The 15,321-nt window shown below is 69.5% G+C and carries 13 protein-coding genes; 6 read left to right on the top strand and 7 right to left on the bottom strand.

Translation table 11 applies throughout. The features are described from left to right. Positions 1-268 precede the first annotated feature (268 nt). Genes AC5I49_RS13910 through AC5I49_RS13895 form a run of 4 tightly spaced genes read left to right on the top strand, consistent with a single transcriptional unit; the run spans position 269 to position 3,495 of the window. Complete coding sequence (locus AC5I49_RS13910) at positions 269-673, top strand: Zn-ribbon domain-containing OB-fold protein (RefSeq protein ID WP_034365598.1); 405 nt, start codon at positions 269-271, stop codon at positions 671-673. Next, a complete protein-coding gene (locus AC5I49_RS13905) occupies positions 670-1,881 on the top strand; it encodes a thiolase family protein (protein WP_017406617.1) in 1,212 nt (403 codons plus the stop codon). The genes AC5I49_RS13910 and AC5I49_RS13905 overlap by 4 nt, the downstream gene beginning before the upstream one ends. Before the next feature lie 22 nt (positions 1,882-1,903). Continuing rightward, positions 1,904-3,061: an acyl-CoA dehydrogenase family protein gene (locus tag AC5I49_RS13900; RefSeq protein ID WP_495789516.1), complete on the top strand. Its 1,158-nt coding sequence runs from the start codon at positions 1,904-1,906 to the stop codon at positions 3,059-3,061. Between the two features lie 5 nt (positions 3,062-3,066). Further along, positions 3,067-3,495 carry a PaaI family thioesterase gene (locus AC5I49_RS13895; protein WP_047219879.1) on the top strand — a complete coding sequence of 143 codons (429 nt, stop codon included), beginning with the start codon at positions 3,067-3,069 and terminating at the stop codon, positions 3,493-3,495. 36 nt (positions 3,496-3,531) lie between these two features. On the opposite strand, the gene AC5I49_RS13890 is transcribed toward AC5I49_RS13895, so the two are convergent. Beyond that, positions 3,532-4,446 (bottom strand): LysR family transcriptional regulator, encoded by a 915-nt coding sequence (locus AC5I49_RS13890; RefSeq protein ID WP_012202113.1) that lies wholly within the window; start codon positions 4,444-4,446, stop codon positions 3,532-3,534. 160 nt (positions 4,447-4,606) lie between these two features. Here AC5I49_RS13890 and AC5I49_RS13885 point away from each other — a divergent pair, with 160 nt between their 5' ends. Both AC5I49_RS13885 and AC5I49_RS13880 read left to right on the top strand, forming a co-directional pair. Then, positions 4,607-5,908 (top strand): CaiB/BaiF CoA transferase family protein, encoded by a 1,302-nt coding sequence (locus AC5I49_RS13885; RefSeq protein ID WP_338499324.1) that lies wholly within the window; start codon positions 4,607-4,609, stop codon positions 5,906-5,908. Between the two features lie 671 nt (positions 5,909-6,579). Beyond that, the gene (locus AC5I49_RS13880) at positions 6,580-8,232 is read left to right on the top strand and encodes a methyl-accepting chemotaxis protein (RefSeq protein ID WP_034365601.1); all 1,653 of its coding nucleotides are present in this window, start codon (positions 6,580-6,582) and stop codon (positions 8,230-8,232) included. Here AC5I49_RS13880 and AC5I49_RS13875 read toward each other — a convergent pair whose 3' ends face one another. From AC5I49_RS13875 to AC5I49_RS13850, 6 genes are all read right to left on the bottom strand, one after another. Next, positions 8,233-9,231 (bottom strand): porin, encoded by a 999-nt coding sequence (locus tag AC5I49_RS13875; protein ID WP_026062702.1) that lies wholly within the window; start codon positions 9,229-9,231, stop codon positions 8,233-8,235. 298 nt (positions 9,232-9,529) lie between these two features. After that, the gene (locus AC5I49_RS13870; RefSeq protein ID WP_016452208.1) at positions 9,530-10,852 is read right to left on the bottom strand and encodes a hypothetical protein; all 1,323 of its coding nucleotides are present in this window, start codon (positions 10,850-10,852) and stop codon (positions 9,530-9,532) included. Between the two features lie 22 nt (positions 10,853-10,874). Continuing rightward, on the bottom strand, positions 10,875-11,939 hold the full coding sequence (locus tag AC5I49_RS13865) for a homocysteine S-methyltransferase family protein (RefSeq protein ID WP_017406622.1): 1,065 nt from the start codon (positions 11,937-11,939) through the stop codon (positions 10,875-10,877). Between the two features lie 248 nt (positions 11,940-12,187). Beyond that, positions 12,188-12,883 carry a helix-turn-helix domain-containing protein gene (locus AC5I49_RS13860; RefSeq protein WP_016447398.1) on the bottom strand — a complete coding sequence of 232 codons (696 nt, stop codon included), beginning with the start codon at positions 12,881-12,883 and terminating at the stop codon, positions 12,188-12,190. Between the two features lie 54 nt (positions 12,884-12,937). Next, the gene (locus AC5I49_RS13855; protein WP_016452210.1) at positions 12,938-14,023 is read right to left on the bottom strand and encodes a YkvI family membrane protein; all 1,086 of its coding nucleotides are present in this window, start codon (positions 14,021-14,023) and stop codon (positions 12,938-12,940) included. A 59-nt stretch (positions 14,024-14,082) separates the two neighbouring features. After that, positions 14,083-15,237, bottom strand: coding sequence for an NAD(P)/FAD-dependent oxidoreductase (locus AC5I49_RS13850; RefSeq protein ID WP_495789515.1), 1,155 nt, complete (start codon positions 15,235-15,237; stop codon positions 14,083-14,085). Positions 15,238-15,321: the final 84 nt, after the last annotated feature.

Below are 15,321 nucleotides of genomic sequence, written 5' to 3'. Positions count from 1 at the left end.
AGCGGCGGCGCGCCCTCGGTGCGCCGGCAGGCGGCGCAGGGCGGGTATGAAGAAAAGGCCGGGAATGCATAAACACCATAGCAGCCGTGCCTGCCGGCCCGCCTAGGCAGCAACCCTGGGTTGACAGCCGGACGCCGGCGCTGGTGAAGCCACCCTTCCAGATTGGCGAATTGAAGCGGCCCCGCGATGCGGGCATGCTGGCGGACAGCCGCTGCCCTGCATGCCGCCGGGCGCAGCGCCAAGAACACAAAGAATGGAAACACCGCCCATGCACCTGAGCGCACAGACCCACTACCAGGCCGAACTCGATGCCGGCCGTTTCTGCATACAGCAGTGCCCGCAATGCACGCGCCATGTCTTCACCCCGCGCGAGCTGTGCCCGCACTGCGGTGCCAGCCCGCTGCGCTGGGTGCGCGCCAGCGGCCAGGGCACGGTCTACTCCACCTCCACCGTCGCACGCAAGAGCGATGCCGGCGGCGACTACAACGTGGCCCTGATCGACCTGGACGAAGGCGTGCGCATGATGGGCCGCGTCGAAGGCATTGCGCCGGCCGACGTGCGCATAGGCCAGCGCGTGAGCGCCCATGTGGCGAGCAAGGACGGACGCGGCCTGGTGCTGTTCCAGCCCGCGCTGCAACCGGCTCCACAGGCTTCCCATGGAGGTGCAGCATGAACACCCGCATCCCCCAATCCACCCTGGACGCCGCCGCCGTGAACCGCCCGCTGCGCGGGCGCGTGGCCATTGCCGGCGCCGCCACCTATGGCTGCGGCGAGGCCCCCGGCATGGACGACATGACCCTGCTGGTGCGCGCCGCTCATGCGGCCGTGGCCGATGCGGGCCTGACCATGCAGGACATCGACGGCCTGGCCACCTGCAGCGTCAACGCCAGCATGTGGACCATGCCCGTGATCGAGCACCTGGGCATCAACCCCACCTACGTGGACGGCACGATGATCGGCGGCAGCAGCTTCATCGCCCACCTGCTGCCCGCCATCCGCGCGCTGGAGGCCGGCCAGTGCAAGGCCGTGCTGGTGTGCTACGGCAGCGCCCAGCGCTCGGCCACCTTCGGCCGCAAGGAAGGCCAGGCGGCGCGGCGTTTCCTGGACCCGCAGCCCTATGAGTTCCCCTACGAGCCCGTGCTGCCCGTGACCGCCTATGCGCTGGCGGCCGCGCGCCACATGCACGAGTTCGGCACCACGCGCGAGCAACTGGCCGAGGTGGCCGTGGCCGCGCGCGCCTGGGCCCAGCTCAACCCCGAAGCCTTCATGCGCGACCCGCTGACCATCGAGGACGTGCTCTCGGCCCGCCCCATCGCCAGCCCCTTGAGCGTGCGCGACTGCTGCCTGGTGACGGACGGCGCGGGCGCCATCGTGCTGGTGCGCGGCGAGCGTGCCCGCGACCTGCCGCGACCCCCCGTCTACGTGCTGGGCAATGCCACGGCCATCTGGAACCGCCAGATCTCCTGCATGCCCGACCTCACCACCACGGCTGCCGCGCAGTCGGGCGCCCAGGCCTTTGCCATGGCCGGGCTCACCGCGGCCGACATGGACATGGCCCAGGTCTACGACGCCTTCACCATCAACACCCTGCTGTTCCTGGAGGACCTGGGCTTTTGCGCCAAGGGCGAGGGCGGCGCCTTCGTGTCCGGGGGCGGCATCGCGCCCGGCGGGCGGCTGGCCGTCAACACCAACGGCGGCGGCCTGTCCTGCGTGCACCCGGGCATGTACGGCATCTTTGCGCTGATCGAGGCCGTGCGCCAGCTGCGCGGCGAGGCCGGCCAGCGCCAGCTGGGCCGCCACCGCACGGCCGTGGTGCACGGCAACGGCGGCACGCTGTCCAGCCAATCCACGGCGGTGCTGGGAACCGCCGAAACCCTCTGAACCGCACAGGAAGCACACCGCAATGATCCGCGACCAAGAAACCCTCGAAGCCCTGCTGTACAGCGTGCGCCGCTTTGTGCGCGAGCGCCTGGTGCCCGCCGAGAACGAGGTGGCCGAGACCGACGAGATTCCCGAGTCCATCGTGCAGGAGATGCGCAACCTGGGCCTGTTCGGCATGACCATCCCCGAGCAGTTCGGCGGGCTGGAGCTGACCATGGAGGAAGAGGTGCGCGTGCTCTTCGAGCTGTGCCAGACCGCGCCGGCCTTCCGCTCGGTGATCGGCACGACCGTGGGCATAGGCTCGCAGGGCATCCTCATCGACGGCACGCCCGAGCAGCAGGCGGCCTGGCTGCCCAAGCTGGCCACGGGCGAGATCATGGCCTCGTTCGCGCTGACCGAGCCCGAGGCGGGCTCGGACGCGGCCTCGCTGCGCACCACCGCCATCAGGGACGGGGACCACTACGTGGTCAACGGCAACAAGCGCTTCATCACCAATGCGCCGCATGCGGGCATGTTCACGCTGATGGCGCGCACCGACCCGGCCAACAAGGGCGCGGGCGGCGTCTCGGCCTTCATCGTGGATGCGAAGTCGCCGGGCATCAGCTTCGGCAAGAACGACGTGAAGATGGGCCAGAAGGGCGCGCACACCTGCGACGTATTCTTCGACAACGTGCGCGTGCCGGCGGCCAACCTCATCGGCCTGAAGGAAGGCCAGGGCTTCAAGACCGCCATGAAGGTGCTGGACAAGGGCCGCATCCACATCGCGGCCGTGAGCGTGGGCGTGGCGCAGCGCATCCTGCGCGACGCGCTGAACTATGCGCTGGAGCGCAAGCAGTTCGGCCAGCCCATCTGCGAGTTCCAGCTGGTGCAGGCCATGCTGGCCGACAGCCAGGCCGAGCTGTATGCGGCCGAGTGCATGGTGATCGACGCAGCGCGCCGCCGCGACGAGGGCCGCAACGTCTCCACCGAGGCCTCGTGCTGCAAGATGTTCGCCACCGAGATGGTGGGCCGCGTGGCCGACCGCGCCGTGCAGATCCTGGGCGGCTCGGGCTACCTGGCCGAGTTCGGCATCGAGCGCTTCTACCGCGACGTGCGGCTGTTCCGCCTGTACGAAGGCACGACCCAGATCCAGCAGGTCATCATCGCGCGCAACATGGTGCGCGAGGCGCGCGCCGCATGAGCCACATGAGTGCACCGGCCCCCGACCGCAATGCCTTCATGCGGCTGATCGGCGCCTCTCAGGTGCCAGCACCGCCCGGCAAGGTCCATGTTCGCCTGCCCCACATGCGCGAGGAACTGCTCAACCAGCTGCCCGCCGCGCACGGCGGCGTGCTCATGACGCTGCTGGACTCCGTGATGTCGCGCGCCGCCGGCGAGCTGCCCGGTGCGCCATCGCAGACCGCCGTGACGGTGGAGATGAGCAGCCGCTTCCACCGCCCGGGCAAGGGCGCGCTGCTGGCCGAAGGCTGGGTGGTGCACTCCAGCCGCAGCCTGTGCAGCTGCGCGGCGCAGTTGCTCGATGAAGACGGAAAGCTGGTGGCCACGGCCACCGGCACCTTCAAATACTGGCTGGCACCGACCACGCTGGACCGGGGCACGGCCCAGGCCGACTGAACGGTCGGCGGTCGGCGGGCAGCCGTCGGTGGGCCCCTACTCCAGCGTGAGCCGGCCCTGTGCGTCGGCCACCAGCAGCTCCACCAGCTCCTGGGCGAAGGACGGCAGGGCCTCCAGGCTGCGCACGCAGATCTGCATCTCGCGCACCGACCAGGCATCGGACAGCGGCACGATGGCGATGTCCATGGAATGCGCGTGGCGGCTGGCGGCCGATTCGGGCAGCACGCCCACGCCCACGCCGGACTCGATCATGCGGCAGGCCGTCTCGAAGTTGCCCACCTGGATGCGCTGCTTGATGGGCCGGTGCAGCTGGTCGCTGGCCTGGCGCAGGAAGGCGTGGATGGCGCTGGATTCGTGCAGGCCCACATGGTCCAGGTCCAGCGTGTCGGCAAAGGCCATCTGCATCTCGCCATCAAGCGCATGGCCGCGCGGCACCACCAGCACCAGGCGGTCGCGGCGGTAGGGCAGGGTCTCCAGGTTCTCGGTGCGCACCAGGCCGGCGACGATGCCGATGTCGGTCTGCCCCTCGGTCACGGCACGCACGATGTCGTGCGACAGGCGCTCGCGCAGGTCGATGTTCACGTCGGGATTGCGGCGAAGGTAGTGGCGCAGCACGGGCGGCAGGAACTCGCCCAGCGAGGTGGTGTTGGCAAACACCCGCACATGGCCCTTGATGCCGCGCACGTACTCCTGCATGTCGCCGCGCAGGTGCTCGATCTGGCCCAGCACCATGCGCGCATGGGTGACAAAGGCCTGGCCCGGCGGCGTCAGCGTCACGCCCTGGCTGGTGCGGTACAGCAGCTTGGTGCCGATGCTCTCTTCCAGGTTCTTGATGCGGGTGCTGGCCGCCGGCAGGGAGATGAAGGAAAGTTCCGCGCCACGCGTCATGCTGTTGGCGTCGGCGATGTGCACCATGAGGCGCAGATCCACAAGATCGAAATGCATGGCCATCCGGCATTGTAGAAAGCCGCAGCGGCCCCGGCTGAGCCCTGCGCGTCAGTACAAACCGCAGTGCCGGCCGGGCGCGAACGCGCGCTTTCACAAATGCGAAGCCACGGCGGGCCCCCGCGCCGTAGCATGGCCCATCTGCCCGGGATAGCCGCCTCAGCCCATGAACCACACAGCAACCCCCTCCCCCAGCCCCATCCACAACACGGCCACCCAGACCGCAGGAGCGCTGGGCCATCTGCGCGTGCTCGACCTCTCTCGCGTGCTGGCCGGCCCCTGGTGCACGCAGAACCTGGCCGACATGGGGGCCGACGTGATCAAGATCGAAAAGCCCGGCGAGGGCGACGACACGCGCCACTGGGGCCCGCCCTTCTTCCCCGATGCGCAAGGCAATCCCTCGGACAACGCCGTGTACTTCGCGGCCTGCAACCGCAACAAGCGATCGGTCACCGTGGACATGGCCACGGCCGAGGGCCAGCGGCTGATCCGCGAGCTGGCCATGCAAAGCGATGTGGTGGTGGAGAACTTCAAGACCGGGGGCCTCAAGCGCTACGGCCTGGACTACGCCTCGCTGAGCGCGCTGAACCCGCGCCTGATCTATTGCTCGGTCACGGGCTTCGGCCAGACCGGGCCCTATGCGCCACGCGCCGGCTACGACCTGCTGGTGCAGGCCATGAGCGGCCTCATGAGCATCACGGGCCGCGCCGACAGCGAGCCCGGCGGCGGGCCGCTGCGCGTAGGCGTGGCCGTGATCGACCTGTTCACGGGCATGTATGCCACCACGGCCATCCTGGGCGCACTGGAGGCCCGCCACCGCACGGGACGCGGCCAGCACATCGACATGGCCCTGCTGGACGTGGCCATGGCCGTGCTGGCCAACCAGGGCGCGGGCTTCCTGAACACCGGCCATGTGCCGGGCCGCCAGGGCAACACCCACCCCAGCGTCGTGCCCTACCAGGACTTCCCCACGGCCGACGGCCGCATGCTGCTGGCCATCGGCAACGACGGCCAGTTCGCGCGCTTTTGCGAGGCGGCCGGCACGGACTGGGCGAGCGACGAGCGCTTTGCCACCAATGCCGGCCGCGTCACCCACCGCGACGCGCTGATCCCGCTGATGTCCGATCTCACGCGCAGCCGGCCCACGGCCGAATGGATCGCGCTGCTGGAGGACAAGGCCGTGCCCTGCGGCCCCATCAACCACATCGGCCAGGCCTTCGACGATGCGCAGGTGCGTGCGCGCGGCCTGCGCGTGGAGCAGGAGCGTTACCCGGGCGCCACGCCGCCTGCCGGCGAGACCATCAACCGCGTGGTGACCACGGCCAGCCCGCTGCGCCTGTCGGACACGCCCACCACGCTGCGCCATGCGCCGCCGGCCCTGGGCCAGCACACGGACGAAGTGCTGCGCCAGCGCCTGGGCCTGGATGCACAGCAGCTGCAGGCCTTGCGCGACCAGGGCGTGGTCTGAACGACCGGCACAGGCAGGCACCTGGCACACGCTGTCGCGCGGCTGTCTTGACGTCCTGAAGGCTGGGGGCCGGCCCGTCGCACCGGCGCACATGACGGCACAAATGACGGAGCGAAAGCCGGTGCGAAGACGGTGCGAAGACGGTGCGGACGGCCATGTCGCGCGCCCGCAAACCGCTTTTAGGACACGTCCTATCGAAAATCAGATAGGAAGCATTCTCATCATCTGGCGGTGCGGAAATAATCCCCACCACAGATGCACATAGCCAATTCTTTCCTGTCCGAAATCCCTAGGACACCCATCCGCAGCACCTGGGCGCAGAAGGCGGCAGCCGCCGCCAAGCACCGGGCCGCAGCTGGCGTCCGGGCGCCAAAAGGTGTAGGCGGACGGCTCGGCATCTTCCGCATCCACCGCCCCTGCCCTGCCTCAGGCCCGCGCATGGCCAGCCGCAGTCCTGCCGCCCTGGAAGGGCCTGCGCCATGAGACCCCGCATCAAGGGCCGCATCTGCCGGACCTCGGGCTGGTTCCCCCCCTGAGCGCACGCGCCGGCCCTCGTCATTGCCTTCGTTGATCCCTTTCCACCTTGCTCTGCACCGCAGGCCAGGTGTGCCCTGCTGCACGCCTTTTTTTGCTCCCTTGCCGTTCAAGGGATACGACTTCAGAACTTCGCCATGCAAGCCTTTCGCAACCTCAAGATCTCCTCCAAGCTGCTGCTGGCCTTCCTGGCCGTGCTGGCGCTGACCACCTTCGTGGGCCTGTATGCCGTGATGCGGCTCAGCCAGATCAACCAGGCGTCCGTCGACATCGCCACACGCTGGATGCCCTCGTCGCGCATGCTGCTCACCATCCGCGCCACCACGGCGCGCTACCGCGCCAACGAGCTTCAGTACCTGATCTCCACCAGCGACCAGGATATCAAGGCCTTCGACGCCATCATGAGCGACCTGTGGAGCAAGATCCAGACGAACTACGACAACTACGCCAGCTTCATCCAAACCGAGCAGGAAAGGGCGTCCTACGACGAGCTGGGCCGGCTGCGCAGCGCATATGCCAGGGAGCACGCCATGATCATGACCCTGGCACGCAACGGCCGAAAGGACGAAGCCTTGGTGCTGGCGCAGGGTGAATCGCTGGAGCTGAGCCGGCGCCTGTACGACCAGATCGACCGCATGGTGCAGATCGACCACGATGCCGGCCAGGAGGCCAACAGGCACGCCAATGATCTGTACCGCAGCGCGCGCGCCTGGGTGGTGGGGCTGCTGGCCGCCAGCATCGCGCTGGGACTGGCGCTGGCGCTGGCGCTGGCGCGCATCGTGGCGCGGCCGCTGATCGAGGCCGTGGGCGTAGCCCAGGCCGTGGCCGAAGGCGACCTGACGCGCCGCATCCAGGCCACCACCACCGACGAAACAGGCCAGCTGCTGCACGCGCTGCACCGCATGGACCAGAGCCTCATCCACATCGTCAGGCAGGTGCGCAACGGCACGGACTCGATCGCCACGGCCTCCAGCCAGATCGCCTCGGGCAACAACGACCTGTCGCTGCGCACCGAGCACCAGGCCAGCTCTTTGCAGGAGACGGCCGCCTCCATGGAGCAGCTCACCGTCACCGTGCGCCAGAACACCGACAACGCGCGCCAGGCCAACCAGCTGGCAGCCTCGGCCTCGACCGTCGCCCAGCAAGGCGGCGAGGTGGTGTCCCAGGTGGTGGACACCATGGACGCCATCCATGCCTCCTCGCGCAAGATCGCCGACATCATCGGCGTGATCGACGCCATCGCCTTCCAGACCAACATCCTCGCGCTCAACGCCGCCGTCGAGGCGGCGCGCGCGGGCGAGCAGGGCCGGGGCTTTGCCGTGGTGGCGGCCGAGGTGCGCGCACTGGCGCGGCGCTGCGCCGATGCAGCCAAGGAGATCAAGCTCCTCATCGAGGACTCCAACGGCAAGGTCAGCACCGGCTCTGCCCTGGTCGCCCAGGCCGGGCAGACCATGCAGAACATCGTCAGCAGCGTGCGCAACGTGACCGACATCATGGGAGAGATCACCGCTGCCAGCGTGGAGCAGACGGCGGGCCTGGAGCAGATCAACCAGGCCATCTCCCAGATGGACCAGGTCACCCAGCAGAACGCGGCCCTGGTCGAGCAAGCCGCCGCAGCAGCACAGTCCCTGCAGGAACAGGCCTACGGCCTGCAGCAGGCCGTGAGCGTCTTCAAGCTGGAGCGCGGCATGGAACTCACCGCCCTGCCCGCCACCCCTCAGCCCATGCCGGCTCCAGACCTGGCCAGGATCACCAGCGCAGCCCAGTCAGGCCGCTGGGAAGCGCATTGATCAGAACGAATGGGCCATGCCCACGCCGAAGGCCGTGCGCGAGCTCTGGTTCTCGTAGCGCTGGTGTCCCAGGCTGGTGTAGAGCATGGTGCGCTTGGACAGCGCGTACTCGGCGCCCAGCGACAGCATGTTGTTGGTGTCTCGGTCCAGGCGCTGGCGCGCATAGCTGGCCTTGAGCGTGGTCGCGCCCATGCCGTAGGTGGCGCCCAGCGAGACCATGCGCGACTTGTCGGGGCCGGTGCCGGGCGTGCCCGACTTGCTGCGGTCATAGGCCAGCATCACCGCTGCCGTGCCGATGCGGTATTTGCCGCCCATGTACAGGTCGGTGTCGCCGCTGCCGTTGCGCTCGTGCGCCACCATGGCCGCCACCGCGCCCTGGTCGTAGTTGACCGATACCGAACGCGCACGGCCCTGGCGGCCGGGCGCCTGGGTGCGTTCGGGCGAGGCGCTCAGGTGCAGGGAAAAGCCGCCGAACTTGGGCGAGTCGTAGAACACGCCGTTGGACATGCGGCCGTATTCGGGCGAGCCGTTGTTGCTGGCGCGGTCGGTGGGCGTCAGGTAGTGGGCCATGTGCCAGGCCGGCGAGGCGATGCGGTTGAAGTTGCCCCAGGGATCGAACTGCCACTCCTGGCTCCACATGGCGCTGAGCGCACGGCCCAGTCGCAGGTGGCCCCAGTTGCCCTGCAGGCCCACGGTGGACTCGTCATGCCAGAAGGGCTTCTTCGGATAGTCCTCGGTCAGGCCCGTGTCCAGGTCGAAGCGCGTGCTCAGGCGGAAGGTGGCCTTCAGGCCGCCGCCCAGGTCCTCGAAGCCGGCAATGGCCAGGTTGCTGCGCTGAATCGTTCCCAGCTTGCTGGTCTTGTCGAAATCCCGGAACACACCCGCGTCCAGATAGCCACTGATGGTGACGTTGGAGCCGGCGCCAGATGACTGGGCGGCCACCGGCAGGGCGGCAGCGATGGCGAGAGAGGCAAGGGTCAAGCGGGAGGTACAACGCATCCTGAACGGGTTCCTGAAATGAAAGATGGCACAACACCGGCGCGGCCCGGGGGCATGCGCGAACGGCGACGGGGGCTGCCACAACGGGGGTGGCTGGAAAGGTGCGCGGCGGGCTGGTGGCCAGCCGCGACTTGGAGGCAGCCAGGATGCAGATCGCAGCATGATCGCTGCACATTCGTCAAACATCCCGGCCAAAGACGTCAACCGCGCAGGTGGCGGGCAACAGGCGGCATTATGAAAGCAGGGGCCGGCGATGACCACGCCACCGTCAGGCCCGGTCAGTTTCGCAAGGCCGGTCTCAGCGGCTGCGCTCGGTGCGCGACACGTCCCAGAGCCGGTTCATCTCGCTGCAAAAGGGCTGGGCACAGGGCGCGCGGCCCTCGTACTGGCAGCCTTCGGTGGTACAGAAATGCGACTGGTGCTCGAAGGCCCGGCGCTCGCGCGGCAGGGCGCCCGAAGCCTGGGCCGCCGCCATGTGCAGCCAGGGATCATTGCGCTGCTGCAGCATCTGCTGCACCTCCTGCGCGAACGCGGGCGACAGCGACGCCACCGAGGCCAGCCCGGCCGGCGATGCCATGGCGCCACCGGGCTGGCGCAGCGGCTGCAACTCCAGCAGCAGCAGGGCGCTGGTGCGCAGCGCATCGGCGCCGCGCGGCTGCACCACCACGGCCACCGGCCCCGAGGCCAGCGATTGCAGCGATGCATCCAGCGGCAGGCGCAGGCCCGGCTCCGTGGCCTGCGCGCCCGCCAAGGGCAGCGCAGCGCCCGCAGGCAGGGCCGCCGCCGTGAAAGGGGCCGCACCCGGCGCGCAAGCCGATGCGGCCGCCAGCGCCATGGCCGCGCCCTGCGCCTGGGCCCAGGCCTGGGGCACCTGCAGGCTCAGCGTGAAGCCGCGCTCGCCCTGCGGCGTCAGCAGCGTGCCCTGCTGCACCCACCAGCTTTGCAGGGCGGGCAGGGTCTGTGTGGCCCCCCCGGCAGCGCCGCCTGCAATGCCCCCTGCTGGGCGCGCCCCGGCCTGCGGCGCCAGCCCGGATCCGGCCAGCAGCGCATCCATCACCTTGCCCTTGGCAGCCGCCACGGCCAGCGTCACTGCGGCAGCGGCGGGCGGCATGGAGGCCGCAGGCGTTGTCGATGCAGACGGGATGGGCGGTCCGGCCTGGGCCGATGGAGCGCTCCGGGGATCCTGCCCGCCAGGCGCCGTCGTGCCTGCCGCCAGCGCCTGGAGCAATGCCGCCGAGCCCGGCTGGGCCGCCAGCAATTGCAGGGCCTGGCCCTGCTGGGTGCCCACCTGGGCCAGCAGGGCCTGCAGCAGCCGGCCCAGCGCCTCGGACACGCCGCTGGCCGGCCACTGCGGCGCAGGCGCGCCGGGGCTGGCCTGCACCTGGCGCGCCAGCTGGGCCACCAATTGCTCGAAGGCCTGCAGGCGCAGGCTTTGCAGCATCTCGGGCGACCAGCGCACGGCCGTGGCCGCCGGCGGCGTGACGGGAACGGATGGCGAGGCGGATGACGCGGGTGAAGCCGGCGCCACCGGCGCACCAGCGGCCGGGCCGGGCACAGGCGCCGCCACGGGCTGCGGCAGCCCTGCGGCTGGAGACGGAACGGGCGGCAGCGGCGAACTCATGTCAGAGGCTCCGCCCGCGCGATCAGGCCGATTCCGGGTAGAACAGGCGGCGCGTGGGCGTGCTGCCCACGGCCTTGGCGATGGCGCCGATGTGGTCCGGCGTGGTGCCGCAGCAGCCGCCCACGATGTTGACCAGGCCTTCGGCCGCGAACTCATGCACCAGGCGGCTGGTGACTTCGGGCGTTTCGTCAAAGCCCGTGTCGCTCATGGGATTGGGCAGGCCGGCGTTGGGGTAGCAGCTGATGAAGGTCTCGGGCGCGGCCTTGTTCAGTTCCTGGACGTAGGGGCGCATCAGCGCCGCGCCCAGCGCGCAGTTCAGGCCGATGGACAGCGGGTTGGCATGGCGCACGCTGTGCCAGAAGGCCGTCACCGTCTGCCCGGACAGGATGCGGCCCGAGGCATCGGTCACCGTGCCGCTGATCATGATGGGCAGGCATTCGCCGCTTTGCTCGAAGGCCTCGTCCACCGCGAACAGCGCGGCCTTGGCGTTGAGCGTGTCGAAGATGGTCTCGACCAGGATGACGTCGGCGCCGCCCTCGATCAGCGCCAGCGTCTGCTCCAGGTAGGCCTGGCGCAGCTGCTCGAAATTCACGTTGCGCGCGCCCGGATCGTTCACGTCGGGGCTGATGCTGGCCGTCTTGGGCGTGGGGCCCAGGGCGCCGGCCACGTAGCGCGGATGGCCGGGCGTGCTGTACTTGTCGCAGGCCGCGCGGGCCAGCCGGGCGCTCTCGAGATTCATCTCGCGCGCCAGATCGGCCATGTGGTAGTCGTCCTGCGCGATGGTGGTCGCGCCGAAGGTATTGGTCTCGATCAGGTCGGCGCCGGCGGCCAGGTACTTCTCATGGATGTCGCGGATCACGTCGGGGCGGGTGAGCGACAGCAGCTCGTTGTTGCCCTTGACGTCATGCGGGAAGTCCTTGAAGCGGTCGCCCACGCTGCCCGGGCCCGTGTAGCCCTGGCCCCGGTACTGGGCCTCCCCCAGCTTGAAGCGCTGGATCATGGTGCCCATGGCGCCGTCAAGAATGACGAGGCGCTTGGCAAGGATGGCGGGAAGCTCTTTGGCGCGGGTGTACTGGGGCAGGCTCATGGGCAGCGATTGTAGGAATTCCGGGGCGGCCGTGCCGGGCACGAGGATTCCCCCAGAAAAACGGCCTGCGCCCCAAACAAGAGGCGCGACCTATGAAACTAGCGCACCCCCACGCCAGAGACACCGAGGAAGGGCCTATGCCGGCCGCGCCGCCCCGCACCGAGGGTGTCGTCCCCCTCCCGCGTAGCGAGAGAGGGCGCCGTGCACACGGGGGAAGCGGCGCAGCCGCTCAGGGGGTGCTAACCATTTCAGCTGCAGACAGAGACGACTTGAGCCGGCTGGCGGCTCAGGCTCACATACACATGGCCCACGCCGCTGTCGAAATACGCGGCCTCATGGCGGCCCAGCTCCACCGATTCGCCGTTCTCGAACAGGATGCGCACCCGGCCCGAGAGCACCATCACGAACTCCTGGCCCGCATGGCGGATGGTCTCCGAGAATTCCCCGGCCTCGCGCGCATTGATCACGGCCACCAGGGGCTGCATCTTCTTGCCCGGGAAGGCGCCGCACAGCACGCTGTAGAGGTACTGGTCGGTCTCGTAGCGCTGCACGTCCTCGAAACGGTCCTTGACCACGGTGGGCGTGTCGCCGGCCGCCTGCTGGGCGTCCCCGACCATGAACAGCCGTGTCATGTCGATGTCCAGCGCATTGCCCAGCATGAGCACCTTCTCGTAGCTCAGCGCGATCTGGCCGCGCTCGGCCTTGGAGATGGTGGACACGGCCAGGCCGCTGCTTTCGGCCACCTGCTGCAGCGTCAGGCCGCGCTCCTTGCGGGCCTTGCGCAGCTTGGCCCCCACTTCGTGCTTGCCTGCGGGCAGGGCGGCGGCCGTGCGGGCGCCCGGCAGCACGGCGGCAAGGACCTGGTCTGCCGTGGGAAGCGGACTGGAACGAGGGCTGGGGCCGGGACCAGGGGCGGGACTGGTGCGAGGACGGGGGCTGGGCATGAAGCGGGCGATCGGGGCTGGCGACCGCCCGATTCTAGGGTCAGGCCCGGCCCCTCAGGTGCCGCGCAGATCGGCCTGGGGCGCCGGCCTGCGGCCCATGCGCAGCCAGCCTGCCAGCGCGCAGGCCATGAGCGCGAAGCCGATGTAGCCATAGACCGGGTACACCATGCCCACCAGCGTGATGAAACCCGCGAAGCTGCCGCCCAGTGCCACCACGCCCGCCACGCCCGTGCCCCAGCGAAAACGCGGCGTGCCGGCCGGCAGGATGCGGGCCACGAAGGCATAGAGCATGCCCACGGCGGTGTTGAGGATCATGCCGAAGATGACCAGCGACATCAGGTGCCCCAGCCAGGGCGAGATCTGCGTGGCCAGCGCCAGCATGGGCATGGACAGGCCGCCCAGCGTGTCCATGCGCCAGACCATGGCGGCCGCGATCAGCAGCATCAGCAGGCCCAGCAGCAGCCCGCCGGCCACGCCGCCCCACAGCGCCACTCGGCGCGAGCTGGCCTGGCCGCCCATGATCACCAGGAAGGGCATGCCCGCCACCACGTTGTAGGAGACATAGAGCAGCGCCGCCACCAGCCAGTGCCCCGCACCCCGGGGCTGGGCGGCGGTGGCGGCCTCCAGCGCGGCCGGCTCGCCCTGGGGCGTCACCAGCACGTAGCCTGCGACCACCACGGTCATGAACACCAGCAGCGGCGTGACCGCGCCGATGAAGGCGATCACCCGGCCCACGTCCAGGCAGACGATGAGCACCGTGGCCACGGTGGCCAGCACGCTGCCCCAGACCTCGGGCAGGCCCAGCCACTGGTGCAGCAGCGAGCCCGCGCCCGCCAGCATGACCACCGTGATGGCGAAGAGGAAGAAGGTGATCAGCACATCGAACACCATGCCCACATGCCGGCCCAGCAGGGCCTGCACCACCTCCTTGTGCGAGCCGGCCTGCAGGCGCTGGCCCATGGTGGAGAACGCCATGGACAGAAAGACGAAGGCCAGGGCCGCCACCAGGCAGCCCGCCAGGCCGATGGCGCCAAAGCCCGCGAAGAACTGCAGTATCTCCTGCCCCGAGGCGAAGCCCGCCCCGACGATGACGCCGACGAAGGCGCCGGCAATCCTGCTCACTTCCTTGAATGCACCCATGCCTGTCTCCTTGGATTGTTGTGTGTTGCGGGGGCTGAAAAAGCGAAAAGGCAGGCGTCTCAGGCCGCGAAGCGCTCCGGGCTCAGCCGCCGGGCATCGACGCCCTGGGCCAGCAGCTCGGCGGGCAGCGGCTCGCGCATCAGCAGCGCGGCCGCGGCGGCCGAGGCGCCGGCGGCCGTCTGTATGCCGTAGCCGCCCTGCCCTGCCAGCCAGAAGAATCCTTCACGGTGCGCGTCCCAGCCGATCACGAAGTCGTCGTCGGGCGCAAAGCTGCGCAGCCCGGCCCAGACATGGCGCGGCCGGCGTATGCGCAGGCGGGTCAGTGTCTCGATGCGGTCTATGCCCATGGCCACGTCCAGTTCCTCGGCCACCACGTCATGCGGCGGCACGGGATCGGCATTGGCGGGCGAGCCCAGCAGCTGGCCGGCATCGGGCTTGAAGTAGAAGCTCTCGTCCACGCCGATCACGGCAGGCCAGCCGTGGATGTCCTCGCCCTCCGGTGCGGCAAAGGTGAAGGCCGAGCGGCGCCGGGGCTCGATGCCCAGCGGCCGCGCGCCGCACAGCCGGGCCACGGCATCGGCCCAGGCGCCTGCGGCATTGACCACGGCGCGGGCACGGACCTGCGACCCGTCCTGCAGCACCAGGGTCCACAGGCCCTGGCCATCACCATCCACCTCGCGCTCGGCGCCGGAAAGTTCGGCGCCGCAGCGCAGCCGCGCACCGGCACGCGCCATGCCGCGCAGAAAGCCCTGGTGCAGTTCGGCCACGTCGATGTCCATGGCGTCCAGGTCATGCACGGCACCCACCAGCTGGCTCTCGTCCAGGCAGGGCACCAGGGTGCAGGCCTGGCGCGCGTCGATGCGCTCGGCGCGCAGGCCGTCGCGGCGGTACATGGCCAGGGCATCGTCGAGCAGGGGCTCCTGGCCGGCCGTGCCTATGTAGAGCACGCTGCGCGGCTGCAGCAGCGCGTGCTCGCAAAAACCTTCGGGCGGCGCGCTGTAGAAGGCGCGGCTGGCGCGTGTCAGCGCGCGTATCTGCGCGGTGCCGTAGCTTTCCATGAACATGGCGGCCGAGCGGCCCGTGGCGTGGTAGCCGGGCTGCGGCTCGCGCTCGAGCACCAGCACCGAGGCGCCCGCACCGGCCAGCCGCCAGGCCACGGAGGCGCCGGCCATGCCGGCACCGATCACGGCGAAATCCAGAACCTGGCTTTCCATCATCCATCGCTCCATTTTTTTCCAATGAGAAAATTATCCGATAAGAAAAAAATGAGGCAAGCCCTTCTGACTCCTGGTTTTCAC

The organism is Delftia sp. (genome assembly GCF_059499305.1).
The sequence above is the reverse complement of the archived record's forward strand: the minus strand, read 5'-3'. Positions and strand labels throughout refer to the sequence as shown.